Source organism: Marinactinospora rubrisoli, from assembly GCF_042664915.1.
Lineage (GTDB): Bacteria > Actinomycetota > Actinomycetes > Streptosporangiales > Streptosporangiaceae > Marinitenerispora > Marinitenerispora rubrisoli.
Map to the genome: position 1 here is coordinate 449,285 of NZ_JBHTBH010000004.1, position 25,619 is coordinate 474,903.

A 25,619-nucleotide genomic window follows, 5' to 3' on the forward strand; every position below is an offset into this window, starting at 1 on the left:
CTCGACAAGTCTGGCTAGTTTTCGCGGTCCCCGGACGAACCGTCTGTTCCTTGACACCCTCAGGCCGACCCCCAAGGCTGGGCAGCGGGACCACTCGGCCCGACCACGGGCGGGAACGACCGCGCGGTACCGCGTCCGGCTGCGATGGGCCGGCGGACCACAGCGCGGACCGCGGACGGCCGCCCGCGCCGCGGTCCTGTTTCCGCCGCCCTGACCGGCAAGGAGCTGATCCATGCCCGCGCAGACGCTGACCGCCTCGCTCCACGTGAACGGGAGGGAACACGCCCTGCCCGACCTCGACCCGAGAACGACCCTGCTGGACGCGCTGCGCGAGAGCCTGGGCCTGACCGGAACGAAGAAGGGGTGCGGCCTCGGCCACTGCGGCGCGTGCACGGTGCTCGCCGACGGCCGGCGGGTCCTCGCCTGCATGGCGCTCGCCGCTCTCTACCAGGAGCGGGAGATCACCACGATCGAGGGACTGGCGCCCGATGGCGCCGAGTGCCCGCACCCGTTGCAGCGGGCGTTCGTCGAGCGCGACGCGTTCCAGTGCGGCTACTGCACGCCGGGACAGATCATGTCGGCCGCCGGCCTGATCGATGAGGGCCGGACCCACTCGCCCGAGGAGATCCGCGAGTTCATGAGCGGCAACCTGTGCCGCTGCGGCGCCTACGGCAACATCGTCGCCGCCATCGCCGACGTCGCGCACACGCCGCTGGTGCCGGGCGCCCGCGAACCGGGACGGGAGGGGGCCTGAGCCATGCGTCCCTTCACCCTGGAACGGCCGCACGACCTCGCCACCGCGATCGCCTTCGGGGCCGCCGACGGCGAACGGACCGACTACATCGCCGGTGGCACCGACATGATGCAGCTGCTGACGGACGACATCCGGTGGCCCGGCCGCCTGGTCGCTCTCGACGACGGCGTGCTGGACGACCGGATCGAACTCGGCCCGGACGGCACACTGCGGCTGGGCGCCGCGGCGCGGATGAGCGACGTCGCCGACCACCCGGCCGTGCGGGACGGGTTCCCGGTGATCTCCGAGGCCCTGCTGCTGTCGGCCTCGCCACAGGTGCGCAACATGGCCACCGTCGGCGGCAACCTGCTGCAGCGCACCCGTTGCAGCTACTTCCGCGACCCCGGCGTCCCGAACTGCAACAAACGGAGCCCGGGCACCGGGTGCGCGGCGCTGGACGGTGTCAACCGGATGCTCGCCGTGCTCGGCGGCTCGGAGCACTGCATCGCCACGCACGCCTCCGACTTCGCCGTGCCGCTCGTCGCCCTCGGCGCCCGGGTGCGGCTGTCCGGACCCGGTGGTGAACGGACCCTCCCCGTGGCGGACCTGCACCGGCTGCCCGGGGACACCCCGCATGTGGAGACGGTGCTGGCGCCCGGCGAGCTGATCACCGCGATCGAAGTGCCCGCGTCCCGGGCCGCCCGCACCTCGCACTACCTCAAGGTGCGCGACCGTGCCTCCTTCGAGTTCGCGCTGGTCTCCGCGGCGGTCGCCGTGGACGTCGACGGCGACCGGATCCGCGAGGCGCGCGTGGCGATGGGCGGGGTCGGCACCAAGCCCTGGCGGATGCGCGGAGTGGAGCAGGCGCTGGCCGGTGCCCGGTGCGACCTCACGACGTTCCGTTCGGCCGCGGCCCGGGCCGCCGACGGCGCGCAGCCGCGCCCGGGCAACGCCTTCAAACCCGAGCTGATGCGCCGCGCGGTGCTGCGCGCCCTGCGCACGGTGGGAGGGCGGCCATGACGTCCACCGCACCCGCACCCGTCGTCGGCCGTCCGGTGAGCCGGGTCGAGGGACCGCTCAAGGTCACCGGGGCCGCCACCTACGCCGCCGAGTTCGACCCCGGCCCCGGGCTGTGCCACGGCGCCGTCGTCACGTCCACCATCGCCAACGGGCGGATCGCGGCGATCGACACCGCCGCCGCCGAGACGGCCGCCGGAGTCGTCGCGGTGCTGACCCACCGCAACGCCCCGCGCCTGCCCTACCACGAGCACAAGGGGCTCACCGACCCGGCGGAGGGAGAGCGCATCCACGTGCTCCAGGACGACCGGGTCCGGCACCAGGGCCAGCCCGTGGCACTGGTGCTCGCCGCGACGCCGGAGGAGGCCGCCTATGCGGCGTCGCTGGTGCGGGTCGACTACCGGCCCGAATCCGGGGTCACCGCGTTCTCCGACGCCGTGACGCACGCGGTGCCGCCCGGCCCGCGCTACCGGAGCCGGGGCCTGGAGGGCGACGCGGGCCGCGGCGACGCCGATACCGCGCTGGGGGCGGCGCCGGTCCGGATCGCGGCCGAGTACGACATGCCCCGGTACAACCACAACCCGATCGAGCCGCACGCCACCGTCGCCCGGTGGCAGGACGGCGTTCTCACGCTGTGGGACAAGACGCAGTGGGTGGACAACGTCCGCGCGGAGATGGCGGCCGTCTTCGGCCTGCCGCCGGAACGGATCCGGGTGGTGTCGCCCTTCGTGGGCGGCGCCTTCGGTTCGGGGTTGCGCCCGTGGGCGAACGTGACGCTGGCCGCCATGGCGAGCCGGCACGTCGGCCGGCCGGTCAAGGTGGTGCTGACCCGGCGGCAGACGTTCGGCATCACGGGCTACCGGCCGCGCTCGGCGCACCGGGTCGCGCTCGGTGCCGACCGGGACGGTCGGCTGGTCGCGATCCGGCACGAGGGGATCTCGGAGACCTCCACCTACGAGGGCTACGCCGAGGAGCAGCTCGGGACCAGCGAATACCTGTACGCGTGCCGCGACGTCGCCACCCGGTACCGGATCGCCCCGCGCAGCGTGCAGACCCCGAACGACATGCGCGGGCCCGGCAAGGTCACCGGCGTGCACGCGCTGGAGTGCGCGATGGACGAACTCGCCGTCGCGCTCGGTATGGACCCGGTCGAACTGCGGCTGCGCAACGACACGATCGTGGACCAGAGCACGGGGCTGCCGTTCTCCAGCCGGTCGCTCCGCGAGTGCTACCAGGCGGCCGCCGAGCGGTTCGGCTGGGGCCGGCGGAACCCGGAACCGGGGTCCATGCGCGACGCACAGGGCCGGCTGGTCGGCTACGGCTGCGCCTCGGCCACCTGGCCCGCCATGCGCCAGGCGGCCACGGCGCGCGCCCGGCTGCTGCCCGACGGCACGGCCGTGGTGTCGTCCTCGTCCAGCGACATGGGGCCCGGCACCTACACGTCCATGACCCAGGTGGCCGCGGAGACCCTGGGGCTGCCGCTGGAGAGCGTGCGGTTCGAACTGGGCGACACCCGGATGCCGGTGGCTCCCGTGCACGGCGGCTCGTGGACCATGGCCAGTCTCGGACCGGCGGTCCAGGCGGCGTGCGCGCAGGCGCGCGACCGGGCGTTCGCCATGGCCGGGCGGGGCGACGTGGATCTCGCCGCCGTGCTGCCGCGGATCGGCGAACCCGTCGAGGCGACCGTGCACACCGAGCCGGGGGAGGAGCTGCGGCGGTACTCCACGCACTCCTTCGGCGCGGTCTTCGCCGAGGTCGCGGTGGACCCGGAGCTGTGCACGGTCCGGGTGCCCCGGGTGGTCGGCGCCTACGGGGTCGGCCGGGTGGTCAACCCTAAGACGGCGCACAGCCAGATCACGGGCGGCATGGTCATGGGCCTGGGGATGGCGCTCACCGAGGGCACCGAGGTGGACCCGCGCACCGCCCGGCCGGTCAACAGCAGCCTGGCCGACTACCTGGTACCCGTGAACGCCGACATCGGCGAGCTCGACGCGATCTTCGTGGACGAGTCCGATCCGCACGTCAACCCGCTCGGCGTCAAGGGGCTCGGCGAGATCGGCACCGTCGGCGTGGCCGCGGCCGTCTGCAACGCGGTGTTCCACGCGACCGGCCGCCGGGTCCGCGAGCTGCCGATCACCGTGGAGCGGGTGCTGAACACACCGGTCGGCTGACACCGGGCGGGGCCGTGCCATGGCAGGAACCCACGAACCCAGGAACCCGGGAACACCGTCGCGGTTCTGGCCATGAACTGGCCCATATTTGACTGATCGGTTGTGAAAAGCCTAGGGTCGCCACCATGGCGAGGACCAAGGAGTTCGACCCGGACGCGGCCCTGCGCGCCGCCCTGGAGCTGTTCTGGCGCCGCGGCTACGAGGCGACGTCAATGGCCGACCTGGTCGAGCACCTCGGCATCGGCCGGGCCAGCATCTACGCCACCTTCGGATCCAAGCGCCGGCTCTACCAGCGCGCGCTCGAACACTATGCCGAGATCCGCGACCCCGATCCGGTGACGGTGCTCTCGCAGCCGGGGCCGGTGCTGCCCGCCGTCCGGGCACTGCTGGAGACGTACACCCGCCAGATGATCGAGGACGAGACGCGGCGCGGCTGCTTCGTCGTCAACACCGCCGTGGAGCTGGCACCGCACGACGGCAAGGCGGCGCGCAGTGTGGCCGCCGCGTGGGCCGAGATCGAGACCGCCCTCGTGTCCGCGCTGGTCCGGGCGCGCGCTCAGGGGGAGCTGCCGCCGGACCGCGACCCGCACGCGCTCGCGCGGTTCCTGCTGGTGATGCTCCAGGGGATCCGGGTCGTCGGGAAGGGCGACCCCGACCCCGCCCGCCTGCGGGACGCGCTGCGGGAGGCGCTGCGGCTGCTGGAGTAGCCGCGCGGGGGCGCCGCTGCGCGACGCCGGTGGGCCGTCGTCATGCCTCGAAAATGGAACGATCATTCTGGAAAGAGGGGAAGTCATGTCACAGCGTTTCGCGGGCCGGACCGTTCTCGTCACCGGGGGCGGCAGCGGCATCGGCCGGCACACGGCGCTCGCCTTCGCGCGGGAGGGGGCCGACGTCGTCGTGGCCGGCCGGGACGGCGGCAAGCTCGCCGGCACCGTCGAACTCGTGGCGAAGGACGGCGGCTCCGCCGCCGCGATCACCGCCGACGTCACCCGGGCCGCCGACGTCGAACGCCTCGTGGCGGCCACCGTCGAGCGCTTCGGCGGCCTGGACGTCGCCGTCAACAACGCCGGCTACGCCGCCCCGCCGGCGCCGCTCGCCGACCTCGGCGAGGCGGAGTGGGCGCGGATGCTCGACCTCAACGTCACCGGCGTGTGGCTGTCGATGAAGGCCGAGATCGCCCACATGCGGGACCACGGAGGCGGCGCCATCGTCAACCTCTCCTCCACGATCGGGCAGCACCGCCGGGTGCCCGGGATGGGCGGCTACGGCGCGACCAAGGCCGCGGTCACGGCGCTCACCAAGGCCGCCGCGCTGGAGAACATCCGGCACGGGATCCGGATCAACGCCGTCAGCCCGGGATCCAGCGACACCTCGATGTCGCTGCGCCCGGGGGAGACCGAGGCCGACCGCGCCGAGCGGGTGAAGGGGCAGATCCCCGTCGGCCGGGTCGGCGCGCTGGACGAGATCGCCTCGGCGATCCTGTGGGCGGCCTCCGACGGCGCCGGGTTCGCGGTCGGTCACGACCTGCTGGTGGACGGCGGGGCCGCCCTGTAGCGGGCCGATCCCCGCGGACACGGGCACGGGGCCCGGCGGTCGCCGGGCCCCGTGCGCGGCCGGAGGGGCCGCCGGGTCAGCCGACGTAGCTCGGGGTCCCCGGAACCGGATCGGCCGGGGGCGCGGGCTGCGGGGCGGTGGGGTCCTCGGAAGGCGGCGCGGGTTGCGGGGCCTCGGGGTCGTCCGAGGGCGGCGCGGGCTGCGGGGCCTCAGAAGGCGGCGCGGGCTGCGGGGCGTCGGACGGCTCCGGGGTCCCCGGACCGGCCTCGGCCGGGACGGGGGCCGGCACGTCGTCGGCGGCGAGCGCCGGGCCGGCGAACATTCCACCGCACAGCGCCGCGACGGCGGCGCCCATCAGGACCATCGACTTCAGTCGCATATGTGCCTCTCGATCGTTTCGTGTCCGGGTGGAACCTCGGTTCCGCCCGGGTGCCCGGGACCCTCCCGGGCCGTGGCCGCCCCCATGAGGACGGCGGTCCGCCGCTCCGCGGTGCGCGGTGACGGCGGGCGGGAACGCTCACGGGGAGCGGTCACGTCGGGATGCGGGTACCGGCCGGGATCAGTCGCGGACCTCGACCGGCGTCCCCAGGGGGAGCAGCTCCGACATCCAGGTGATGTCGTCGTTGCCGACCCGGATGCACCCGTGGCTGACCCGGGTGCCCAGCGCGCCCTCGTCGTCCGTGCCGTGGATCGCCATCTGCCCGGGACCGCCGGCGAAGGTCTCCAGAGTCGGCGAGAAGCCGCTCAGCCCGAACGCGTACGGGCCGTACGCGCCCCCGGGATCCGGTGTCTCCACGAGTTCGGTGACGAAGTACCGGCCGGGCGGTGTCGGGTTCTCCTCGACTCCGGTACCGACCGGCCCGCTCCGGAGTTCCTCGTCCCCCTCGTAGACGGCGAACGTGAGCTCGGCGAGATCGACCTCGACGCGCAGGTCGGTGCCGCTCAGTTCCACGTCGGCGTCGCGCACCCATCCGGTGCTGCCGTTCGGCCGGACCGGCAGCAGCACCCTGAGCCAGTCCCCCGCCTCCTCCTCCACCAGGAACACCCGGTCGGCGCCGGCGTCGTTCGGGCTGGTCAGGGTGTGCTCGGGCTCCTCGGCGCCGGGCTCGGCGTAGACGCCGATCTCCTCGCCGACGACCGTCGCGATGCGGGCGCCGTCGCCCTCATCGGAGGCGGGAGCGGACGCGCCCGCGGTGTCCTCCGGCTCGGAGGCGGCGCCGGACGGCTGGCACGCGGTCAGCGCCACCGCCAGCGCCGCCACGGCCACCGCCGCGACGGTGGAACGGCCGGCCACGGGCGTCCATCGGGCCCTGGAGAGATCGGGGGAGTTCATGGTGTCCTGTCTCCGGGTCGGATTACCGGCGACGGCGAAGGTCACCGGTGGACGCCGGCCCCGTGCCGGGCGCCCACACCGAACCGTGGCCGACGGATGTGAAGAACCCGTGTGCGGGCGGTGATGGTCCCGTGTGCGTCGGGCCCACGCGCCGGTCATCGCCGGAATGCTCCCGGTTCGCCGGAATACGATGGGCGCCCCATCTGCGGATGGCCCCGGGCCGGCGTGCGAGGAAGGAACGACGATTGGGCGCGCACATCGTGGTCGCCGAGGACGACCTCAACCAGGCGGAACTCGTGCGGCGGTATCTGGAGCACGAGGGGCACGCCGTCTCGGTCGTCCATGACGGCGACGGCGCCCTGGAGGCGGTCCGGCGCCGGCGGCCCGACCTGGTCGTGCTCGACGTCATGCTCCCCGGCCGCAGTGGACTGGACGTGTGCCGGGTGCTGCGTCAGGAGTCCGACGTCGCCGTGCTCATGCTCACCGCGCGATCCACGGAGGAGGATCTGCTGTTCGGCCTGGACATCGGTGCCGACGACTACGTCACCAAGCCGTACAGCCCCCGCGAGCTGATGGCCCGGGTCCGCACGCTGCTGCGCCGTGCCGGAGGCGCCCGGCCGCCCCGGGAACACCTGCTGCGGGCCGGCGCGATCACCGTCGACCCGGTCCGGCACACCGTCCACCTGCACGGCCGGCCCGTGGAATGCACGCCCGCCCAGTTCCAGCTGCTGGCCGCGCTCGCCGCGGAGCCGGAACGGGTGTTCACCCGCGCGCAGCTTCTGGAACGCATCCACGGCATGGACCGGTTCATCACCGAGCGCACCATCGACGTGCACGTGAAGAACCTCCGGAAGAAGCTGGAGCCCGACCCGCGGGCGCCGATCCGGATCATCACCGTTTACGGGGTGGGCTACAAGCTGAGCGCTGACGCCGGGGACGGCCGTGCCGGGTAGCGCGCCGGAGCGCCGCCGTGCGGGCCGCCGCGTGCGCTCGGCCGCCGCTCCCGCCGCGCGCCGCCTCCCCGTCCTCGGCCGGATCTTCGCGGTGCGCGACAGTCTCCTCGTGCGGGTGCTCGCCAGCTCCGTGCTGGTCGCCGTCTGCTCGGTCACCGCGACCGCCTGGCTGGCCGTGCAGGGCACCACGGGCGCGATCACCCAGGAGCAGGGGGAGACGCTGGCGATCGACACCGAGATCCACGACGCCCTGCTCGGCTACGCGGCCACCCACCCCGACTGGAGCGGAGTCGGTGCGACTCTGCGGGACCTCGCCGACGAGACCGGGCGCCGGGTGACCCTCACCACCGAGAACCGGCAGGTCATCGCGGACTCGGCCGCCGACCGGCCGCCGCTCCCGCCGCGCGCCTCCTCGGTGGTCGACCCGCTCGCCGTCGACGTCACGCTCGTCTCCGAGGACGCCGGCCGGATCGATCCCCGAGCGAGCGGGCCGTTCACACTCGACTCGGACGAGCGCGACCGGCTGCGCGGCATCGCCGACGACGTCGCCGCCTGCCTGAACGCGCAGGGGTTCGAAACCGAGGTCGCGACCGAACCGGGCGGACGGCCGGAGGTGCGCAACATCGCCGACGTGCCGGCGGAATGGTCGACGAGCTGTGGAATGGACGAGCTGGACGCGCCCACCGAAGGAGAACGGCAGGCGCTCGACGAGCTGAACGAGCTGATCAACACCTGCCTGGCCAGGGCCGACCGGCCGCCGGTGACCTACCGGCTCGACGGCACGTGGACGTCGGCGGAGCCCGCCCCGGCCGGTCCCGGCAGCAAGACGGTGCCGGCGGACGAGGCCGCACCCCCCTCACCGGTGGCGCCGGACCCGGAGCCGCCCGCGCCGGACCCGCCCGGCGACGAGCCGGCCGCGCCCAGCGTCGATCCGGGGTATCCCGCCGAGGCCGTCCCGGAGCCGGCCGGAGACCCCGTGCCGCCGGCCGGCGATCCGGCACCGCCCGGCGGCGGCATGGAACCGGCGGCCACGCCGATGCCCGACCCGGCCACCGGGCCGAGCATGCCCCCCGCGGCGCCGGAGACCGACCCCGTAGAGGCCGCCTGCGTCGACTCCAGCCGCCGCGAGCAACTGGAGCCCTACGTCGCCCCGGCCGCCCTGCTGTTCATCGACGACCCGGAGGCCGGGGCCGACGGTCCCCTCAGCCTCTCCGGTGCCGGCCTCACCCGGATCGTCGGGGTCGTGGCGGCGGTGCTCCTGCTCACCGTGCTCGTGAGCGTCACGGTGTCCACCCGGCTGATCCGGCCGGTCCAGGCGCTCACGCGGGCGGTGCACCGGATGCGCGCGGGAGAGGGCGCCTCGCGCGTCCCGGTCCGCGACGACGGCGAACTCGGCCGGCTGGCCGCCGCGTTCAACGAGATGTCGGAGCACCTGGAACGCATGGAGGAGCAGCGCAAGGCCATGGTCAGCGACGTCTCGCACGAGCTGCGGACGCCGCTGAGCAACATCCGCGGCTGGCTGGAGGCCGGCCAGGACGGCGTCGTCGAGCTGGGCCCGGACCGGATGGCCATGCTGGTCGAGGAGACGCTGCTGCTGCAGCGGATCATCGACGACCTGCAGGACATCGCCCTCGCCGACGCCGGCAAGCTGCGGCTGACCACCGGCCCGGTCGATCTCCGCGAGGCGCTGGACCAGGTCGTCACCGCCCACCGCCCGCGCGCCGGCGAGGCGGGGGTGACGCTGCGGCTCGACGCACCCGGCGGCCTCCATCTCCTGGCCGACCGGGAGCGGCTGATCCAGGCCGTCGGCAACCTGGTCGGCAACGCGATCCGGCACACGCCGGACGGGGGCCACGTCACCGTCCGCGCGTCCCGGGACGGCGACACGGCGCTGATCGAGGTGGCCGACACCGGAACCGGGATCGCCCCCGAGGATCTGCCGCACGTCTTCAGCAGGTTCTGGCGGGCCGAGAAGTCCCGCAACCGGCGGACCGGCGGCAGCGGGCTGGGCCTGACCATCGTCCGCAACCTGGTCGAACTGCACGGCGGGACGGTCACCGCCACCAGCGAACTCGGGACCGGCTCCACCTTCGCGCTGCGGCTGCCGCTTCGCGTGGCGGACGGCGACAGCGTCTGAGCACGGGCGGAGATCCGCCGTGGGGACGACGGGGCCGTGACGGCACCTGAGCGTGGCCGCTGGAAGCGGTCCAGGTCAAGGACGGCGTGATCGGCGGTGCCGGGCGGAGCCTTGGCATCGGCTGCTCGATCGTGCGGGCTCACCGGCACGCGGCCGGGCTCGGAAAAGGGAACGTGAGAGGGACGGTCGTGCCGGGGGCCGCGGATCTGGGCGGGCCCGGTGCTGCCCGCGATGGGCGGTGTCAGCGATTCGGTGGTTTCGGGCGGGTCGCGGGCCGGGTGTGGGCTGCCCGCCTGGGCGGTGGCGCCCGCGCCGTGAGCCGGGCCGCCGTCGGCCGCCCTCGCGGGCGCGCTTCCTCACCCGCGCGACCGCCTGGCACCGCTCGCGCCATCACCGTCGAGCGCGTCCGACCGGCAACGCCCCGGCGACGCACCTGGGCGGCGAGCTGGCGGCGGGGTGCGGCGGCCGGTCTCCGCCGCACCCCGCCGCCGGGTCCGTGCTGGTCAGCGGGCCGGGTAGCGCCGGGGCAGCGGGAGGCCGCGCTCGGCCATGACGTCGCGCAGCACGTCGGGGCGGTTGGTGATGATGCCGTCCACCCCATCGTCCATGAGCTTGTGCATGGTGGCCGCGTCGTCCACCGTCCACGGGATGACGGTGATCCCACGGTCGTGGGCCCGGTCGACCAGCTCCGCGGTGACGTAGGGCCGATAGTCCGGGTCGGCGACCGCGCCGTCCTGCGGGGTGCCGTGCACCGGGGAGTAGCCGTCCGCGCCGAAGGAGTCGACGGCCGCGACGGGGTCGCCGCCGAAGTCGTCGATGTCGATGCCGCCGAGCCACGGGGAGGCGCCCGGCCGGCCGGTCTGCAGGAAGTCGCCGTTGTCCAGGGCCACGATCGGCAGCCGCGGTTCGACCTCGCGCATCCGCATGAGCGCGCCCCAGTCGAAGCTCTGGATCGTGACGCGCCGCAGCATGCCGGCCCGGCGGATCTCGTCGCGTACGACCTGCACGAACCGCTCACGCGGCGCGGTCTCGTCGGGGGCGCCCGCCTCGACCTTGGTCTCGATGTTGAACCGCACGTGGTGGGCCCGGTGCCGGCGCACCAGATCGAACACCTCGCGCAGCGTCGGCATCGGCGCGCCGGGAGCCGCGCGCTGCTCGGGGTACTCCGGCAGCGTCCGGGAGCCGCAGTCCAGGGTGCGGACCTGCGCCAGCGTCAGCGTGTGCACGTACCTGCCGACGTAGGGGAACTCCGGATCGCCGGGGAACGCGGGCCCGGTGTCCGCGCACTTGCGGTCGCTGATCCGCCGGTCATGGGTGACGACGGCCTGGCCGTCCTCGGTGATCTGCACGTCGAGCTCCAGGGTGCCGACCCCGAGGTCGAGCGCGTTCGCGAACGCCGGCAGCGTGCTCTCCACGACCAGCCCGAGGCCACCACGGTGCGCCTGCAGATCGAACGCGCTCCCGTCCTCGTCGGTCCGTCCGTCGGCCGCCGCCTGCCCGGGCGCCGCGAGCACCGTCGCTCCGAGCGCCGCCGCCGTGACCACCGCCTGCCATCGGCTCATCAAATCTCCGTTCCTCTCGTGCGGGTGCCGGACCGCGGCGGATGCCGTCGGCCCGCCCCACACGATCGGCGCGCCGCATGACGGCGGAGGGGCGGGGAGTTGAACTCAGGTGGGCGGCCTCGGCTCGTCGGCGCCGGGGCGGGCCCGCGCTCCCGGGCAGCGAGAGCCCCGGCACCCCGGCCGGGGTTCGCGCATGCCGGCCGGGCCCAGGCGGCGGCGAATCCGCTTTCCGCCAGGAGCGATGCCGCTTCGGTATCGCCGAATGCCGATTCAGTCTTGGACGTGCATCACAGTGCCGAAATAGCCTCGCTCCAGATTGCGGCACCGTGACGGTTTCCCCAGTCCGGGGCACGCGTCCGCGCCGTCTTCGCGAGGAGCAGGGAAATGGCGTCTGAGACCGGCGGGACCGGCCCGTCCCCGGCGGGACACGCGCTCGGCGCGGGTTCCGTGGGCCGTCACGGGAACGCGGCGACGAGCGTACCCCACCCGTTCCGCGCCGCCCGGCCTCGCGGTTCTCATCACCATGGCCGGCCACGCGCGGCGCGGCCGGATCTTCGGCGGTCGCCCGCTCCGGCGCCGGCCGTCATGACGGTGGCGTACTCCGGCGAGGGCATCGGTTCGCCTCGCGGGGCGAGCGCCTCCGCCGGCACGCTCGGCAGGGGCACCGGCGTCGTCGTGTCCGGCACGAACGGCTTCGGTGACGCGGCCGGGCCGGTCACCCCGGTCGTCCTCGGCCACACCGTCCCGGCCACCGCCTCGTCCGGCGGCGCGCCGCGGTCCGTGGGGACGCGCGGGCTGCCCGCCGTCGCCGCGCCGGTGACCAGGGGCACCATCCGGCGCACCAGGTTCAGGGAGTCGTGATGGCCATCACAATCGACTACGATTCCACTCCGATGCTGTCCTTGGAGCACGTGCGCGGCTTCGTGGCGGTGGCGGAAGAAGCGCACTTCGGTCGGGCCGCCAGACGGCTCCAGATGACCCAGCCGCCGTTGAGCCGGCAGATCCAGCGCCTGGAGCGCGACGTCGGCGTCCGGCTGCTGGACCGTACCCAACGCGGCGTCGCTCTCACCCCCGCGGGGCTGGCGTTCCTGGAGGAGGCGCGGCGACTGCTCGCCCTGGCCAACGCCGCGCCCGACACCGCACGCCGCGTGGCCGCCGGGAGGGCCGGCACCGTCTGCGTCGGCTTCACCGCGACGGCCGGGTTCGGCGTGCTGGGCGCGCTCGTCACGCGGATCGAGGACGCGCTGCCCGACGTCGAGCTGGTCCTCAGCGAACTGGTCAGCGCCGTACAGTTCGACCGGCTGCGCAGCGGCGCGCTGGACCTCGCCCTCGCCCGCCCGCCGTTCGACACCGAGGAGTTCGCCTCCCGGCTGGTGCACCGGGAGCCACTGGTCGCCGCACTGCCCGCCGCCCACCCGCTCGCCGAGGAGACCGGGGAGATGCCGGTCGAACGCCTCGACGGCGAGGCGCTCCTGCTCTACTCCGCCGACCAGGCCGGGTATTTCGCCGATCTGACCGCGCGGGTCCTCGCCACGGTCAACCACACCTCGACGCACTTCCTCACGCAGGTGCACACCATGGTCGCGCTGGTCGCGGCCGGCCGTGGGGTGGCGCTCGTGCCCGCCTCGGCCACGCGGCTGCGGTTCGACGGCGTGCGCTACCGGCCGCTCGCCGGGCTGCCCGCCGACCCCGTCGAACTGCACGCCGTGTGGCGCCGGTCCGCCGTGAACCCCGCCCTGCTCAACGTCATCGAGCTGCTCGACGCCTGAGGCCGCGGCGCCCCGGCGCCGCCCGCCGCGCTCCCACCACCTGGAGGACCTTCCATGACCACGCCCACAGCCACGCCCGCCGCGGCCGGATCCGCCACGCTGGACCGGATCACCGGCGTCCGGATCTCCTCGGTGACGCTCCCGCTCGCCACCCCCATCAGCGACGCCAAGGTGCTGACCGGGCGGCAGCGGCCGATGACCGAGGTCGCGATGCTCTTCGCGGAGATCAGCACCGAGTCCGGGCACGAGGGCGTCGGGTTCGGCTACTCCAAGCGCGCCGGCGGCCCCGGCCAGTTCGCGCACGCGCGGGAGATCGCCCCCGTGCTGCTCGGCGAGGACCCCAGCGACATCGCGAAGATCTGGGACAAGCTCGTGTGGGCGGGGGCCTCCGTCGGGCGCAGTGGGCTGTCGGTGCAGGCCGTCGCCGCGTTCGATGTCGCGCTGTGGGACCTCAAGGCCAAGCGGGCCGGGCTGCCCCTCGCCAAGCTGCTCGGCGCACACCGCGACTCCGTCCGCTGCTACAACACCTCCGGCGGGTTCCTGCACGCGCCGATCGAGGAGGTCAAGGAGCGCGCGAGCGCCTCGCTGGCCAGCGGCATCGGCGGTATCAAGATCAAGGTCGGCCACCCGGACCGGGCCACCGACCTCGCACGCGTGGCAGCGGTCCGCGAGCATCTGGGCGACGGCGTCCCGCTCATGGTCGACGCCAACCAGCAGTGGGACCGGCCGACGGCGCGGCGGATGTGCCGCGACCTCGCCGAATTCGACCTGGTGTGGATCGAGGAACCGCTGGACGCCTACGACGCCGAGGGGCACGCCGCGCTCGCGTCGGCGTTCGACACCCCCATCGCCACCGGCGAGATGCTGACCAGCGTCGCCGAGCACGCCGAGCTGATCCGGCTCGGCGCCGCCGACATCGTGCAGCCCGACGCGCCGCGCGTCGGCGGGATCACCCAGTTCCTCAAGGTGATGGCGCTCGCCGACCACCGGAACCTCCAGCTCGCCCCGCACTTCGCCATGGAGATACACCTGCACCTGGCCGCGGCCTACCCGCGGGAGCCGTGGGTGGAGCACTTCGAGTGGCTGGACCCGCTGTTCAACGAGCACCTGGAGATCTCCGGCGGCCGCATGCACCTGTCGGCCCGCCCGGGACTCGGTGTCACCATCAGCGACCAGGCGCGGGCCTGGACGGTGGCCGAGCACGAGGTGCGCGCCTGAGGGCCGCCGCCGTGTGCGGTCCGCCGGTGAGGGGATCCCGGCCCCCTCACCGGCGGGGGCCGCGTGGGATGCCGGATGCGGCGACCCCACCCTCTCGCGGTGGGCGCCGGGCACCGCGTGGCCGTGGTGTCGCTCACCAGACCCGACAACGGGATGTCGTCCGCGTTTGGCATGCTGCCGCCCATGTTCCCTCCCATCGAACGGTCATGGCGGCGCATTCTCGACTGGACCGCCGCCCACGTCCCGCACGCCCTCGTGGAGGGGGCGAGCGAGGCCGAACTGGACGCCGCCGAGCGGCGTCTGGGCTTCCCCCTGCCCCCGGAGTCGCGCCTCTGGTGGACACTCGAACGTCCCGGCGACGTCGGACTGGTGCCGCCGTTCCACGACTTCATCGACCTGGACACCGCCCTCGACATCCGGGAGATGGCGCTCGATGTCCGGGGTCCCGGCACGAGCCCGACAGGTGATCCGCAGGCCGGCGGCACCCCGCTGCCGGACGACCGCGCGGCCGGGACTCCGCCGTACGATTACTCGCCACGGTTCCTGCCGATCGCGTGCGACGGAGCGGGCGACCACGTCTACGTCGACCTCCGGGACGGCGAGCGGCACGGTTGCGTGATGTACTGGGCGCACGACGACGCCAACGACGAGCCGGCCGAGTGGCTGGGACTGGCGCACATGCTCGACGACATCGCCGAGGCTCTGGAGACCGGCCGCCCCGCGGGCCTGTGGAGCTACCGCGACCGGGGGGAGGACGTCACCGAGGACAGCGGTGACGTCCCGGTGGTCGTGGACACCGGCCGTGGGCCGGCGCTGGAATGGCGAACCCCCGACGAGGTGCGCGTGGACTAGACCGCCGCACCGGCGGGCGAACCGGCGGCTGATCCCCATCGGATCGAGCCGGTCCCGCAGTGGCGCTCAGCCGCCCGGTCAGCGGTGCGGCGGTGCGGCCTCTCCCGATGTCCGGGCCGCCGCACTGGCCCGGATGTGCTCGGCCATCACGCGCTCGGCCGACTCCGCGTCCCGGTCCTGGAGGGCCCGGAGCAGCCGGGCGTGCGCGTCGAGGAAGTGGTGGGCGTTCTCCGGGGTGTTCCACAGCGACACCGACAGCGGCACCGGATTGTTCTGCCGAATCGAGCGGATGTGCGCCGCCAGGAAGGCCGGGCCGCCGATGTCGGCGACCAGCTGGTGGAAGAGCCGGCTGTCCTCGGCGAGCGCCCGCGCGTCGGACCGGGCGTCGGCGGCGAGCATGCGCTCGTGGACTTCCCGCAGCCGGGCGAGCTGGTCCTCGGTGACGCGGGTGGCGGCGAGCCGGGCCGCGAGCCCCTCGACGGCGGCGCGGAGCAGGTACAGCTCCTCGACGGCGTCGCTGCCGAGCTCGGAGACCGTGGCGCCGCGGTGGGCGCGGTAGGAGATGAGGCCGTCGCTCTCCAGGCGACGCAGGGCTTCGCGCACCGGGGTGATGGAGACGCCGAGCCGGGCGGCGATCTCTTCCTGGCCGATGGCGCTGCCCGGTGGCAGCGTGCCATCGAGGATCTCCTGGCGCAGCGCCTCGTGGACGTAGTCGGCCTTGCTGCTCGGGGGACGCGTGGCCGCCCGTGCCGGGCCACCGGTGCTGCCGCGAGCCACAGGCCCGTCTCCTCCCGTGCAGATGTGGACGGCGCCAGTTTAGTTGAGTGACCGCTGCGTCGCGGATCACATCAGGCATTGACCTGCATCTCATAATTTATAAAATGCAGGCTATGAAACCGCTCGGAAACCTGCGCGTCATCGATGCGGCGACCCTGTTCGCCGGCCCGATGGCGGCCACCTACCTCGGCGATTTCGGTGCCGACGTGATCAAGGTCGAACATCCCCGGCGCGGTGACCCCTCGCGCGGCCACGGCCAGGCCAAGGACGGCGTCGGCCTGTGGTGGAAGCTGCTGTCCCGCAACAAGCGCACGACCGCCGTCGACTTCTCGACCGCCGACGGCCAGGAGGTCGCGCTGCGGCTGCTCGCCGACGCCGACGTGCTCATCGAGAACTTCCGCCCCGGAACCCTCGAACGCTGGAACCTCGCTCCGGAACGCCTGTGGGAGGCCAACCCGCGCCTGGTGATCGCCCGCGTGACCGGATTCGGGCAGACCGGGCCGATGTCCGGCCGGCCCGGCTTCGGGACGCTCGCCGAGGCCATGAGCGGGTTCGCCGCCATCACCGGCGAACCCGACGGCCCGCCGACCCTGCCCCCGCTGGCGCTGGCCGACGGCATCGCGGCCCTCGCGGTCGCCTACGCCGTCATGGTGGCTCTGCGGGCGCGCGAGGAGACCGGGCGGGGCCAGGTGGTCGACCTGGCGATCATCGAGCCCATCCTCACCGTGCTCGGACCGCAGATCACCGCGTTCCACGCCCTCGGCACGGTCCCGGAGCGGACCGGCAACCGCTCCTCCAGCAACGCGCCGCGCAACACCTACCGCACGCGTGACGGCCGCTGGCTCGCCGTCTCCACCAGCGCCCAGACGATCGCGGAGCGGGTGGTGCGGCTCGTCGGCCGCCCCGACCTCGCCGACCGGCCCTGGTTCGCCTCGGGGCGGACGCGGGCGGAGCACGCCGACGAACTGGACGCCGCGGTGGGCGGGTGGATCGCGGAGCGCGACGCCGACGAGGTCATCGCCGCGTTCGAGGAGGCGCAGGCCGCAATCGCCCCCATCTACGACGTCCGCGACATCGCGGTCGACCCCCAGTACGCGGCCCTGGGCTCGATCGTGCACGTCCCCGACGACGAGCTCGGCTCGGTGGCCATGCAGAACGTGGCGTTCCGGCTCTCGGAGACGCCGGGCGAGATCCGGTGGGCCGGGCCGCCGCTGGGCGCGCACAGCGACGAGATCCTCGGGGAACTCGGCTACACCGCCGCCGACATCGGGCGGCTGCGCGCGGCGGGGGTGGTCGCGTGAACGCGGAGCCGCCCCTCGTCACCTGGCTCTACGTCCCCGGCGACCGGCCCGACAGGTTCGCCAAGGCACTGGCCAGCGGCGCCGACGCGGTCATCCTCGACCTGGAGGACGCCGTGCTCGCCGACGCCAAGGATCGCGCGCGGCGCAACGTCCTGGACCTCCTCGCCGATCTCACCGGGCCGGACACCGGGCGGCCGCGCGTGCACGTCCGCGTCAACGCCCCGCGCGGCCCGCACGGCGCGCGCGACCTCGCCGCCCTCGCCGATCTCCCCGCCGGCGACCGGCCGGACGCGGTCCGGGTGCCGAAGGTCGACGGCCCGGACGACGTCGACCTGGTGGTCCGGCGGCTCGGAGAGGGCACGGCCGTACACGCCCTGCTGGAGACGGCGGCGGGCGTCCAGAACGCCGCCGCGACCGCCCGGCACCCGGCGGTCCGGGCGCTGGCGCTCGGTGAGGCCGACCTCGCCGCGCAGCTCGGGCTGCGCGGTGGCGCCGACCACGCCTGGCTGCGCTCGGGCGTCGTGCTCGCCGCGGCCGCCGCCGGCCTGCCGCGTCCGGCGATGTCGGTCTACCCCGACGTGCGCGACACCGACGGACTCGCCGCCTCCTGCCGGGCCGGCCGGGACATCGGCATGTTCGGCCGTACCGCGATCCACCCGCGCCAGCTTCCGGTCATCCGCGCGGCCTTCACCCCCACCGAGGAGGAGGTCGCGCGAGCCCGGGAGATCAGCGAGGCCGCCGCCGGTGGCGTGGCGGACGGCGCCGGCGCGGTCGCGCTGGCCGACGGGCGCTTCGTCGACGCGCCCATCGTCGAGTCGGCGCGGCGCACCCTCGCGCTCGCCGATCACCTCAGCCGCAGCCCGCACGCGGGCCGGCTCACCCGGCCGGACGCCGATCGCGCGCCCGGCCGCCCCTCTCGGGGCCAGGCCCCGGCCTCCGGCTGACACAGAAGGAGCACCATGGTCGGCCTCTGGGCGTTCGTCGCCTACATCACCGTCATCATCCTGTGGAACGTCGTCGTCCGGCGCGGTATCGGCGAGGCGATGATCCTCGGCTTCGCCGTCGTCGCGCTCTTCGGCGGCCTGGACGCGCCCCGCCTGGTCTGGGCGGGCCTCTCGGCGGCGGCCACCGAGGAGGTCGTGTTCGCCGCCTCCGCCTTCGTCTTCATGGGCTTCCTGCTCGGGCGGACCGGGCTGGTCGACCGGCTGGTCGACATGCTCAACTCGCTGCTCGGCCGGTTCCGCGGCGGTCCGGCCTACGTCTCGACGGTCGCCTCCGCGCTGTTCGGCACGATCTCCGGGTCCGGATCCGGCAACGCCGCGGCCGTCGGCTCCATCACCATCCCCTGGATGATGCGCGCGAACATCCAGCCGCGGCTGGCGGCCACCATGGTGGCCGGCAACGCCGGTCTGGGAATCGCCTTTCCCCCGAGTTCGTCGCTGTTCATCCTGACCGGGCTGGGCGCCGTGAGTTCGCTGGTCTCGGCCGAGTCGATCTTCCTCGCGCTCTTCGCCGGAGGCGCGTGGCTGCTGCTGTACCGGCTCGCGCTGACCTGGGTGCTCGTCCGCCGGTACCGGATCGGGCCGGTCGACGCCGACCACATCCAGCCGCTGCGCCGGACGTTCGCCGCGGGCTGGCGGTCGCTGCTGATCTTCGCCGGCATCGTGGTGCCGGTGGTGCTGACGACCGGCTCGGTCGCCGCCGCGCTGGACCGGCACGCGGGCGAGGGCACGATCGACGCCGTCAGCCTCATCACCTGGATCCCGGTGCTCGTCATTCTGGTGACGCTCGTGGTCGGCCGCCGCAACCTGCCGCGTGACGGACGCGGCTGGTGGCGGCTGCTCGGCGAGGCCGGCCCCAAGTACGGCGCCATCGGCGCGGTGCTGTTCTTCGCCTTCGCGGCCTCCACCGTGCTCGGCGAACTGGGCATGGGCGAGCAACTGACGGCGCTGCTGTCCCGCATCGAGGCGCCCACCTTCGTCATGGCGCTGATCATCGGCGTCGTCGTACTGGCGGCGGCGGCTCCGCTCACCGCCACCGCCACGATGGTGGCCGTGGGGTCGGTGGCCTTCACCGCGCTGGTCACCGCCGGGGTGTCCCCGACCGTCGCGGCCGTGGTGGTGCTGCTGTTCGCCTCGACCGAGGGCGCGTCGCCGCCTGGCGCGGCGCCGATCTACATCGCGAGCGGCATCGCCGGGGTCGACCCCGGCCGGACCTTCGTGCCGCTGCTGCTGTGGTACGTACTCCCCACCCTGCTGATCGGTGCCCTGGTGGCGGTCGGCTTCCTGCCGATCCCCGGCTGACCCCTTCACCGATGAGCGACGGAGGCTCCTCATGACCAGAACCCTCGACTTCGCGTTCCGTATCGGCCTCGGGCTGTTCGTCATCGGCGGGGTGGCGCTCGTCGCCGTGCAGGCGGCCGGGCTCGTGGCCGGTTCCGCGGCGCTGGTGACGTCGGCCGCCGACTCCCTCGGACCCGCCGTCTACACGGTCGCCGGCATCACCGGCATCATCGCGTTCCTGCGCTCCTACCTGGAGAAGTGGGGCGGCGACGACTGAGCCGGCCCGGCCGCTGCGGCCGGACTCCGCACGCCCCCGTGGGGACCCGCCACGGGGGCGCCGCGCGTCCCCGCGCGCCGCACCGGGTGCCGCGCCGCCGGAGCCGATCCCGTGACGGTGCGTCACCCGGCGGCGGCCACGGCGCACTTCCCGGCCCCCGATCATGACCGATCAGGGCGGAGGTCTTGCGCGGACCTGGAACCTGTGCGGGATTCTGTTCGTCGTAGCCTCCGAAATCCGACGAACCGCCCATCCGCCGGGGTTCCTGCCGCGTGAGTCACGGCGGTCCCGCCCGACCCGAGAACGGACGCACGTGTTCACCCTGGTGCTGCTCCTCGTCATCGCCGCTCTGGTCGCCGTCGTGGCGTACCTGATACTGCGCTCACGCCGCGCGGCACGGCCGGCGCCGATCGACGCCGCCCCCCGCGACCCCTTCGCCGACGTCGGCGAGAGCAGCGGCGATCCGCTCGCCCTCAAGGCCGGCGACATGCTGGAGTTCGGCGTGGAACGCACCTGGATCCGGGGGACGCTGCGGCTGTCGGACGGCGGGGCGACCTGGGCCGAGCACTTCATGGAGGTCGAGGGCGACCGGCGCTGGCTGTCGGTGGAAGAGGACCCCGACCTGCGGATGGTGCTGTGGACCGCGCGCCCGGAACTCGACCTCACGCCCGACTCCATGACCATCGACCTCGACGGCGTCAGCTACCGGCTGACCGAACGCGGCTCGGCCCGCTACCGGTCCGAGGGCACGACCGGCCTGGCCGAGCAGGGCCGCATGGAGTACGCCGACTACGAGGGCCCCGACGGCAGGTACCTCGCCTTCGAACGCTTCGACCAGGGACGGTGGGAGCCCAGCCTCGGAGTCACGTCCCGCCCCGGCGACTTCACGATCTTCCCCGCGAGCTGACCCGTGCACGCCACCTGCCGGACTCCGTTCGTCGACACCCGGGCCCGCGACCTCACCTGGACCCTCGACCACCCGCCGGCCGAGCCGCTGGCCGCACGCACCGTCACGGTCGGCGGCCACCGCGTCGAACTACGTGTCCTGGGCGCCTCCCACCAGGTGCTGCTGCACGGCGCGGAGGGGCCGCGGCTCGTCGAGACCGTGGCCTGCCTGCCGGGCGCCGCCCGCCTGCCCGAGCAGGCGCGCCCGGACGTGGCCGGTCTGGCGGAGTACGCCTTCCGGCGGGACATCGCTGTCCTCGGCCCCGCCGAGTTCGCCGAGCGCGTCGGCCACGTCCGCGCGCGGGTCGCCGCCGCTCCGGCCGGCCTGGTCGCGGGCTTCCCCGGCAGCCCCGACGCGATCACCGCGCTGCTGGTCCGCCCGGACGGGCCGCACGGGCTCACCTGGCGTACCTGGCACGCCTACCCGCAGGCCGGTGAGCTGGTGGCCACGTCGACAACGGTCGTCCTGCCGCGCCCCGGCGCCTCGACCCCGCCCGCGCACGCCGCCGGGCGCCCCCAGGGAAAGGACCAGCAGTGAGCGACGACGGGCTCAAGAAGAAGGCGGTGCGCATCGGCGCCGCCGTCGCCGGGGTCGCCATCCTCGGCTGGGCGCTCAGCGGCTGCTCGACCGGCCGGAACTGCGGCGACTACGACCGGGAGTACGACAGCCAGGGGCGCCTCCAGTACGTCTACGACGCGAACGACGGCGACTACGACCTGGCCGACGGAGAGTTCGTCCCCGATCCGGTCCGCGGCCAGTACGACCGGGTCGACGGCCGGTACGTCCACACCGGCGGCCGCCCCGGCAGCGGCGCGTACCGCCTCGTCTCCGGCGACTTCGAGTACGTCGGCTGCCGCAACGTCGGGTCCTCGCGCGGCGGCAGCGGCGGGTACTACGGCGGCAGCGGCAACCGTGGCGGCTCCTCCGGCTACTACGGCGGCGGCTCCTCTGGCAACGACCGCGAGGGAGGCAGCTCCTTCCGCGGCGGCGGCACCGGCTTCGGCAAGTGATCCGGACCCCACGCCCCGGCCCACCGCAGTTCCCCTGTCACCCCGACAACCGAGAATGAGGCCCCCATGTACCTGCTCTACGAGGCCGGCGCCTGCCTCGCGTACGGAATCCTCGGCACCGCGCTGATGGCGCTCGGCTACCTCGTCATCGACCTGCTGACCCCCGGCCGGCTGCACGAACTCGTCTGGGAGCAGCGCAACCGCAACGCCACGCTGCTGCTGTCGGCCAACACGCTGGGAGTCGCCATCGTGGTCGCCGTGGCCATCCTGGCCAGCCCGGACGACCTGCTGTGGGGCCTGCTCGCCACGCTCGTCTACGGTGTCATCGGCCTGGCGCTCATGGCGCTGTCGTTCCTGGTGATCGACCTGCTCACCCCGGGCCGGCTCGGCGCCGTCATCGCCGAGAAGGAACCGCACCCCGCCGTCTGGGTCAACGCATCGGCGCACATCGCCGTCGCGGTGACGGTCGCGGCGGCCATCTCCTGATGACCGGCCCCGCCGCGCCCACCGAACCGGCGACCGCGGGCGCGGAGGACCCGCCACCGCCGGGCGGCCCCGGCGTGCCGAAGCTGCCCGTGCCGGCGCGCGCGGCGCGGTTCCTGGTGCTGCTCGCGGTGTTCGTCTGCGCCGCGTGCGGTCTGGTGTACGAACTGGCGCTGGTCGCGCTCGGCAGCTACCTGCTCGGGGACACCATCCTGCAGGCGTCCGTGGTGCTGTCGGTGATGGTGTTCGCGATGGGCATCGGGTCGCTGGCGTCCAAGCGGCTCACCGGCCGCCCGGCGTTCTGGTTCGCGGTCGTCGAGGGCCTGCTGTCGCTGGTCGGCGGACTCTCGATCCTCGGCCTGTACGCCTCGTTTGCGTGGCTGTCGCTGTACCAGCCCACGCTGGTGCTGGCCGCCTTCCTCATCGGCGCGCTCATCGGGGCGGAGATCCCGCTGCTGATGACACTGATCCAGCGGATCCGCCGCCAGGAGGCGGCCAGCGCCGTCGCCGACCTGTTCGCGGCCGACTACGTGGGCGGGCTCGTCGGCGGGCTGGCGTTCCCGCTCGTGCTGCTCCCGGTGTTCGGGCTGGTCGAGGGTACGCTCCTCGTCGGCGCCGTGAACGCCGTGGTGGGCGTCGCCGTCGTGCTGTGGCTGTTCCGCGGGGTACTGTCCCGCCGCGGCCGGGTCGCGCTCGCGGCGGGGCTCGCGGTCGTGCTCACCGCGCTGACGGCGGCGTTCCTGCTCGCCGACCGGTTCGAGGTCGACGCCCGGCAGGCCATGTACCGTGACCCGGTCGTGTACGCCGAGCGCTCCGACTACCAGGAGATCGTCATCACGCAGACCCTCGACGGCACCGACACCCGGCTGTTCCTCAACGGCGACCTGCAGTTCTGCTCCCTGGACGAGTACCGCTACCACGAGTCGCTGGTGCACCCGGCGATGAACGGCCCGCGCACCGACGTGCTCGTCCTGGGCGGCGGCGACGGGCTGGCGCTGCGCGAGATCCTGCGCTACCCCGACGTCGAGCACGTGACGCTCGTCGACCTCGACCCCGCGGTCGTCGAGCTGGCCCGCACCGACCCGGAGATCACCCGGCTGAACGGCGGCTCGTTCGACGACGAGCGGGTCGACGTCGTCAGCGCCGACGCGTTCAGCTGGCTGCGCGACAACGGCCGGCGGTTCGACGTCATCGTCGCCGACATGCCCGACCCCGACGACGTGGGCACCGCGAAGCTGTACTCCGTGGAGTTCTACACGCTGGCCCGCCGCGCGCTGGCCGAGGACGGCCGGCTGGTCGTGCAGGCGGGCTCGCCGTACTTCGCCCCCGACGCCTTCTGGAGCATCGGCGCCGGCCTGCGGGAGGCCGGACTGGCCGGCACCCCGTACAACGTCGACGTGCCCAGCTTCGGCAACTGGGGCTACTTCCTCGCCGTCCCGGGGACGCGACCGCCGCCCGTCGAGCTGCCGGACGGCCACCCTGAGCTGCGCTTCCTCGACGACGCCACCCTGGAGGCGGCGCTGGTCTTCCCACGCGACCGCCGCCCGACGGACGCGGCGGCGTCGACGCTGCTGGACCCGCGCGTGATCACCTACCAGCGCGAGGGGTGGCAGGGGTACTGACGGGCGGAGCCGCCCGTTCTAGCGGGTCCGCGGCACGTCGGCCCGCCGGTCGGCCGAGGCGACGGCGTGGCACGCGCCGTACCCCTCTGCGCGGGCGGTGATCCGGCCGCCCGCGACGCGGACCGCGGTCTCGGTTGCGTCGCTGATGGCCGTGACACCGGCCGCCGCGGCCACCGTGCCGGACGGGTCGTGCACCACCCGCAGCCGCGGCCACGCGGCGGGCGGGAACGCCTCGCGGAGGCCACCGCAGACCTCGGCGACCACCAGGCGGGCGAGAGGGGCGAGTTCGCCGGGGGCGCCGGTGACCAGGACCGCCGTCACGCCGGTCTCCGGCGGTACCGCGCGCACCGCCTCCTCGACGGCCGCGAGACGGTGCAGGCCGAGGATCGCGACCACGCCATCGGCCACCAGGTCCGCCGGCTCACCGCGGACCGCGTCCACCGCGGGCGGCGGCGACCACGGCCCGTCCGCCGGCCTGCTCCGCGCCCTGATGTGGCCGGTGTGCGGGGGCGGCCAGCGGTCGCCGAGATCGAGGTCCGCGAGCCGTTCACAGGCGCGCACCACGTCGAACGGCTCCACGAAGCCGGGCGCGGCGGCGGCCAGCCGGCTCGCGCCCTGCAGGGTCGTGAGCGCGGTCTCGGCCACCCTGACCATGCGGCCGGAGCGCGGAGCAGGCCGCGACCGTTCCAGGGCGAGGCCGAGCAGGATCGCGTCGAGCTTCAGCAGCTGGGCGAACGGCAGGCGGGTGAGTTCGTCGGCGAGGATCTCCGGGAGCAGTTCCGTACCGAGCCGGGCCGCACCGTGCCCCGGGTCGGCGACGAGGGGCAGCCGGGTGACCCAGGCGCGGGCGAAGGCGCCGAGCGCCTCCCGCGCGGTGCGGCCCGGCTGCACCGCCGGAGACCCGCCGGATGCCCGCTCCGCGTCCTCGGCCAGCACGGAGAAGTACAGCGCCCGCTTGCCGGGGAAGTTGGAATAGACGGCGCCTCGCGTGAGTTCGGCGCGCTCGGCGATGCCGTCGATCTTGGCGTCCCGGAAGCCCCGCTCGGCGAACTCGGCCCGGGCCGCGGCCAGCACCCTGGCACGGTTGCGCCGCTGCGTCTCCGCCCTGCTGAGCCGCCCCATCGCCCTCCCGCCGCGGCGCGCCGATCGTCCCGGACCACGATAACGCGGGCGTGGATATGGTGAGACCATCTGGTGACACCATCCGAATGCCGGCGGTGTCCGCGGGACGGCCGGGCTCCGACTCCGCGGGACCGCACGACCCCCGAGGAGACGGTTCCGAATGGCGCGCATCGGCGACGGCGGAGACCTGCTGAAGTGCTCGTTCTGCGGAAAGGACCATCGGCAGGTCCGCAGGCTCATCGCGGGGCCGAGCCCCTACGCCATCTGCGACGCGTGCGTGGGCGAGTGCAACCGGCTCGTCGCCGACGAGGCCGCAGCGACCCCGCGCGGCGGGTCCGTCGAACCGCGTCGGCCGCGGGAGATCCGCGCCCTGCTCGACTCCTATGTGATCGGTCAGGAGCAGGCGAAGAAGGCGTTGTCGGTCGCGGTCTATAACCATTACAAGCGGGTGCGGTCGGAGAGTGATCGTCCGCGTGATGAGGATGTGGAGATCGCGAAGT

Annotated in this window: 26 protein-coding genes; 21 read left to right on the forward strand and 5 right to left on the reverse strand. The window is 74.1% G+C overall.

The window, feature by feature from the left end; all coding sequences use genetic code 11:
* Positions 1–232 precede the first annotated feature (232 nt).
* The 5 genes from ACFQRF_RS11205 (at position 233) to ACFQRF_RS11225 (ending at position 5,475) form a co-directional block, all read left to right on the forward strand.
* Positions 233–754: a (2Fe-2S)-binding protein gene (locus ACFQRF_RS11205; protein WP_379870958.1), complete on the forward strand. Its 522-nt coding sequence runs from the start codon at positions 233–235 to the stop codon at positions 752–754.
* A 3-nt stretch (positions 755–757) separates the two neighbouring features.
* Positions 758–1,753: an FAD binding domain-containing protein gene (locus ACFQRF_RS11210; RefSeq protein ID WP_379870959.1), complete on the forward strand. Its 996-nt coding sequence runs from the start codon at positions 758–760 to the stop codon at positions 1,751–1,753.
* Positions 1,750–3,921 (forward strand): xanthine dehydrogenase family protein molybdopterin-binding subunit, encoded by a 2,172-nt coding sequence (locus ACFQRF_RS11215; protein ID WP_379870960.1) that lies wholly within the window; start codon positions 1,750–1,752, stop codon positions 3,919–3,921. The genes ACFQRF_RS11210 and ACFQRF_RS11215 overlap by 4 nt, the downstream gene beginning before the upstream one ends.
* A gap of 125 nt (positions 3,922–4,046) precedes the next feature.
* Positions 4,047–4,628 carry a TetR/AcrR family transcriptional regulator gene (locus ACFQRF_RS11220; RefSeq protein WP_379870961.1) on the forward strand — a complete coding sequence of 194 codons (582 nt, stop codon included), beginning with the start codon at positions 4,047–4,049 and terminating at the stop codon, positions 4,626–4,628.
* Positions 4,629–4,713: 85 nt separating this feature from the next.
* The gene (locus ACFQRF_RS11225; protein WP_379870962.1) at positions 4,714–5,475 is read left to right on the forward strand and encodes an SDR family NAD(P)-dependent oxidoreductase; all 762 of its coding nucleotides are present in this window, start codon (positions 4,714–4,716) and stop codon (positions 5,473–5,475) included.
* A gap of 76 nt (positions 5,476–5,551) precedes the next feature.
* On the opposite strand, the gene ACFQRF_RS11230 is transcribed toward ACFQRF_RS11225, so the two are convergent.
* Positions 5,552–5,854, reverse strand: a complete 303-nt coding sequence (locus tag ACFQRF_RS11230; RefSeq protein WP_379870963.1) for a hypothetical protein — start codon at positions 5,852–5,854, stop codon at positions 5,552–5,554.
* 180 nt (positions 5,855–6,034) lie between these two features.
* Entirely contained in the window at positions 6,035–6,808 is a 774-nt protein-coding gene (locus tag ACFQRF_RS11235) for a L,D-transpeptidase (protein ID WP_379870964.1), read from the reverse strand.
* Between the two features lie 245 nt (positions 6,809–7,053).
* Between ACFQRF_RS11235 and ACFQRF_RS11240 the strand changes: the two genes are divergently transcribed.
* Both ACFQRF_RS11240 and ACFQRF_RS11245 read left to right on the forward strand, forming a co-directional pair.
* Positions 7,054–7,761 (forward strand): response regulator transcription factor, encoded by a 708-nt coding sequence (locus ACFQRF_RS11240; protein WP_379870965.1) that lies wholly within the window; start codon positions 7,054–7,056, stop codon positions 7,759–7,761.
* Positions 7,751–9,898: an ATP-binding protein gene (locus ACFQRF_RS11245; protein WP_379870966.1), complete on the forward strand. Its 2,148-nt coding sequence runs from the start codon at positions 7,751–7,753 to the stop codon at positions 9,896–9,898. The genes ACFQRF_RS11240 and ACFQRF_RS11245 overlap by 11 nt, the downstream gene beginning before the upstream one ends.
* A 503-nt stretch (positions 9,899–10,401) precedes the next feature.
* Here ACFQRF_RS11245 and ACFQRF_RS11250 read toward each other — a convergent pair.
* On the reverse strand, positions 10,402–11,460 hold the full coding sequence (locus ACFQRF_RS11250; RefSeq protein ID WP_379870967.1) for a glycerophosphodiester phosphodiesterase family protein: 1,059 nt from the start codon (positions 11,458–11,460) through the stop codon (positions 10,402–10,404).
* Positions 11,461–12,045: 585 nt separating this feature from the next.
* Here ACFQRF_RS11250 and ACFQRF_RS11255 point away from each other — a divergent pair.
* From ACFQRF_RS11255 to ACFQRF_RS11270, 4 genes are all read left to right on the forward strand, one after another.
* A complete protein-coding gene (locus ACFQRF_RS11255) occupies positions 12,046–12,321 on the forward strand; it encodes a hypothetical protein (RefSeq protein WP_379870968.1) in 276 nt (91 codons plus the stop codon).
* Positions 12,321–13,229 (forward strand): LysR family transcriptional regulator, encoded by a 909-nt coding sequence (locus tag ACFQRF_RS11260; protein ID WP_379870969.1) that lies wholly within the window; start codon positions 12,321–12,323, stop codon positions 13,227–13,229. The genes ACFQRF_RS11255 and ACFQRF_RS11260 overlap by 1 nt, the downstream gene beginning before the upstream one ends.
* A gap of 54 nt (positions 13,230–13,283) precedes the next feature.
* Entirely contained in the window at positions 13,284–14,447 is a 1,164-nt protein-coding gene (locus ACFQRF_RS11265) for an L-talarate/galactarate dehydratase (RefSeq protein WP_379870970.1), read from the forward strand.
* Positions 14,448–14,630: 183 nt separating this feature from the next.
* Positions 14,631–15,299, forward strand: a complete 669-nt coding sequence (locus tag ACFQRF_RS11270; protein WP_379870971.1) for an SMI1/KNR4 family protein — start codon at positions 14,631–14,633, stop codon at positions 15,297–15,299.
* 78 nt (positions 15,300–15,377) lie between these two features.
* Here ACFQRF_RS11270 and ACFQRF_RS11275 read toward each other — a convergent pair whose 3' ends face one another.
* Positions 15,378–16,076, reverse strand: a complete 699-nt coding sequence (locus ACFQRF_RS11275) for a GntR family transcriptional regulator (RefSeq protein ID WP_379870972.1) — start codon at positions 16,074–16,076, stop codon at positions 15,378–15,380.
* A 113-nt stretch (positions 16,077–16,189) separates the two neighbouring features.
* On the opposite strand from ACFQRF_RS11275, the gene ACFQRF_RS11280 reads away from it, so the two are divergent.
* The 9 genes from ACFQRF_RS11280 to ACFQRF_RS11320 all read left to right on the forward strand — a co-directional run bounded on the left by ACFQRF_RS11280 (position 16,190) and on the right by ACFQRF_RS11320 (position 23,997).
* Positions 16,190–17,377, forward strand: coding sequence for a CaiB/BaiF CoA transferase family protein (locus tag ACFQRF_RS11280; RefSeq protein WP_379870973.1), 1,188 nt, complete (start codon positions 16,190–16,192; stop codon positions 17,375–17,377).
* Entirely contained in the window at positions 17,374–18,321 is a 948-nt protein-coding gene (locus ACFQRF_RS11285; RefSeq protein WP_379870974.1) for an HpcH/HpaI aldolase/citrate lyase family protein, read from the forward strand. The genes ACFQRF_RS11280 and ACFQRF_RS11285 overlap by 4 nt, the downstream gene beginning before the upstream one ends.
* A 15-nt stretch (positions 18,322–18,336) precedes the next feature.
* Entirely contained in the window at positions 18,337–19,680 is a 1,344-nt protein-coding gene (locus ACFQRF_RS11290; protein ID WP_379870975.1) for a TRAP transporter large permease subunit, read from the forward strand.
* Between the two features lie 31 nt (positions 19,681–19,711).
* Positions 19,712–19,936 (forward strand): hypothetical protein, encoded by a 225-nt coding sequence (locus ACFQRF_RS11295; protein ID WP_379870976.1) that lies wholly within the window; start codon positions 19,712–19,714, stop codon positions 19,934–19,936.
* Positions 19,937–20,249: 313 nt separating this feature from the next.
* Positions 20,250–20,843 carry a DUF4178 domain-containing protein gene (locus tag ACFQRF_RS11300; RefSeq protein WP_379870977.1) on the forward strand — a complete coding sequence of 198 codons (594 nt, stop codon included), beginning with the start codon at positions 20,250–20,252 and terminating at the stop codon, positions 20,841–20,843.
* A gap of 3 nt (positions 20,844–20,846) precedes the next feature.
* A complete protein-coding gene (locus tag ACFQRF_RS11305) occupies positions 20,847–21,419 on the forward strand; it encodes a DUF2617 family protein (RefSeq protein ID WP_379870978.1) in 573 nt (190 codons plus the stop codon).
* On the forward strand, positions 21,416–21,892 hold the full coding sequence (locus ACFQRF_RS11310) for a hypothetical protein (RefSeq protein ID WP_379870979.1): 477 nt from the start codon (positions 21,416–21,418) through the stop codon (positions 21,890–21,892). Before ACFQRF_RS11305 ends, ACFQRF_RS11310 begins: the two co-directional genes overlap by 4 nt.
* Before the next feature lie 66 nt (positions 21,893–21,958).
* A complete protein-coding gene (locus ACFQRF_RS11315; protein ID WP_379870980.1) occupies positions 21,959–22,378 on the forward strand; it encodes a DUF350 domain-containing protein in 420 nt (139 codons plus the stop codon).
* Positions 22,378–23,997: a polyamine aminopropyltransferase gene (locus ACFQRF_RS11320; RefSeq protein ID WP_379870981.1), complete on the forward strand. Its 1,620-nt coding sequence runs from the start codon at positions 22,378–22,380 to the stop codon at positions 23,995–23,997. Before ACFQRF_RS11315 ends, ACFQRF_RS11320 begins: the two co-directional genes overlap by 1 nt.
* 18 nt (positions 23,998–24,015) lie before the next feature.
* Here ACFQRF_RS11320 and ACFQRF_RS11325 read toward each other — a convergent pair whose 3' ends face one another.
* Positions 24,016–25,119: a TetR/AcrR family transcriptional regulator gene (locus ACFQRF_RS11325; RefSeq protein ID WP_379870982.1), complete on the reverse strand. Its 1,104-nt coding sequence runs from the start codon at positions 25,117–25,119 to the stop codon at positions 24,016–24,018.
* A gap of 160 nt (positions 25,120–25,279) precedes the next feature.
* Here ACFQRF_RS11325 and ACFQRF_RS11330 point away from each other — a divergent pair.
* A partial coding sequence (locus tag ACFQRF_RS11330) for a ClpX C4-type zinc finger protein (protein WP_379870983.1) occupies positions 25,280–25,619 on the forward strand: 340 nt, incomplete at its 3' end.

Excerpts from the sequence above, each read along its gene's own strand:
- ACFQRF_RS11205 (WP_379870958.1), top strand. The coding sequence starts at position 233 with ATGCCCGCGCAGACGCTGACCGCCTCGCTCCACGTGAACGGGAGGGAA.
- ACFQRF_RS11210 (WP_379870959.1), top strand. The coding sequence starts at position 758 with ATGCGTCCCTTCACCCTGGAACGGCCGCACGACCTCGCCACCGCGATC.
- ACFQRF_RS11215 (WP_379870960.1), top strand. The coding sequence starts at position 1,750 with ATGACGTCCACCGCACCCGCACCCGTCGTCGGCCGTCCGGTGAGCCGG.
- ACFQRF_RS11220 (WP_379870961.1), top strand. The coding sequence starts at position 4,047 with ATGGCGAGGACCAAGGAGTTCGACCCGGACGCGGCCCTGCGCGCCGCC.
- ACFQRF_RS11225 (WP_379870962.1), top strand. The coding sequence starts at position 4,714 with ATGTCACAGCGTTTCGCGGGCCGGACCGTTCTCGTCACCGGGGGCGGC.
- ACFQRF_RS11230 (WP_379870963.1), bottom strand. The coding sequence starts at position 5,854 with ATGCGACTGAAGTCGATGGTCCTGATGGGCGCCGCCGTCGCGGCGCTG.
- ACFQRF_RS11235 (WP_379870964.1), bottom strand. The coding sequence starts at position 6,808 with ATGAACTCCCCCGATCTCTCCAGGGCCCGATGGACGCCCGTGGCCGGC.
- ACFQRF_RS11250 (WP_379870967.1), bottom strand. The coding sequence starts at position 11,460 with ATGAGCCGATGGCAGGCGGTGGTCACGGCGGCGGCGCTCGGAGCGACG.
- ACFQRF_RS11255 (WP_379870968.1), top strand. The coding sequence starts at position 12,046 with ATGACGGTGGCGTACTCCGGCGAGGGCATCGGTTCGCCTCGCGGGGCG.
- ACFQRF_RS11260 (WP_379870969.1), top strand. The coding sequence starts at position 12,321 with ATGGCCATCACAATCGACTACGATTCCACTCCGATGCTGTCCTTGGAG.
- ACFQRF_RS11265 (WP_379870970.1), top strand. The coding sequence starts at position 13,284 with ATGACCACGCCCACAGCCACGCCCGCCGCGGCCGGATCCGCCACGCTG.
- ACFQRF_RS11270 (WP_379870971.1), top strand. The coding sequence starts at position 14,631 with ATGTTCCCTCCCATCGAACGGTCATGGCGGCGCATTCTCGACTGGACC.
- ACFQRF_RS11280 (WP_379870973.1), top strand. The coding sequence starts at position 16,190 with ATGAAACCGCTCGGAAACCTGCGCGTCATCGATGCGGCGACCCTGTTC.
- ACFQRF_RS11290 (WP_379870975.1), top strand. The coding sequence starts at position 18,337 with ATGGTCGGCCTCTGGGCGTTCGTCGCCTACATCACCGTCATCATCCTG.
- ACFQRF_RS11295 (WP_379870976.1), top strand. The coding sequence starts at position 19,712 with ATGACCAGAACCCTCGACTTCGCGTTCCGTATCGGCCTCGGGCTGTTC.
- ACFQRF_RS11315 (WP_379870980.1), top strand. The coding sequence starts at position 21,959 with ATGTACCTGCTCTACGAGGCCGGCGCCTGCCTCGCGTACGGAATCCTC.
- ACFQRF_RS11320 (WP_379870981.1), top strand. The coding sequence starts at position 22,378 with ATGACCGGCCCCGCCGCGCCCACCGAACCGGCGACCGCGGGCGCGGAG.
- ACFQRF_RS11325 (WP_379870982.1), bottom strand. The coding sequence starts at position 25,119 with ATGGGGCGGCTCAGCAGGGCGGAGACGCAGCGGCGCAACCGTGCCAGG.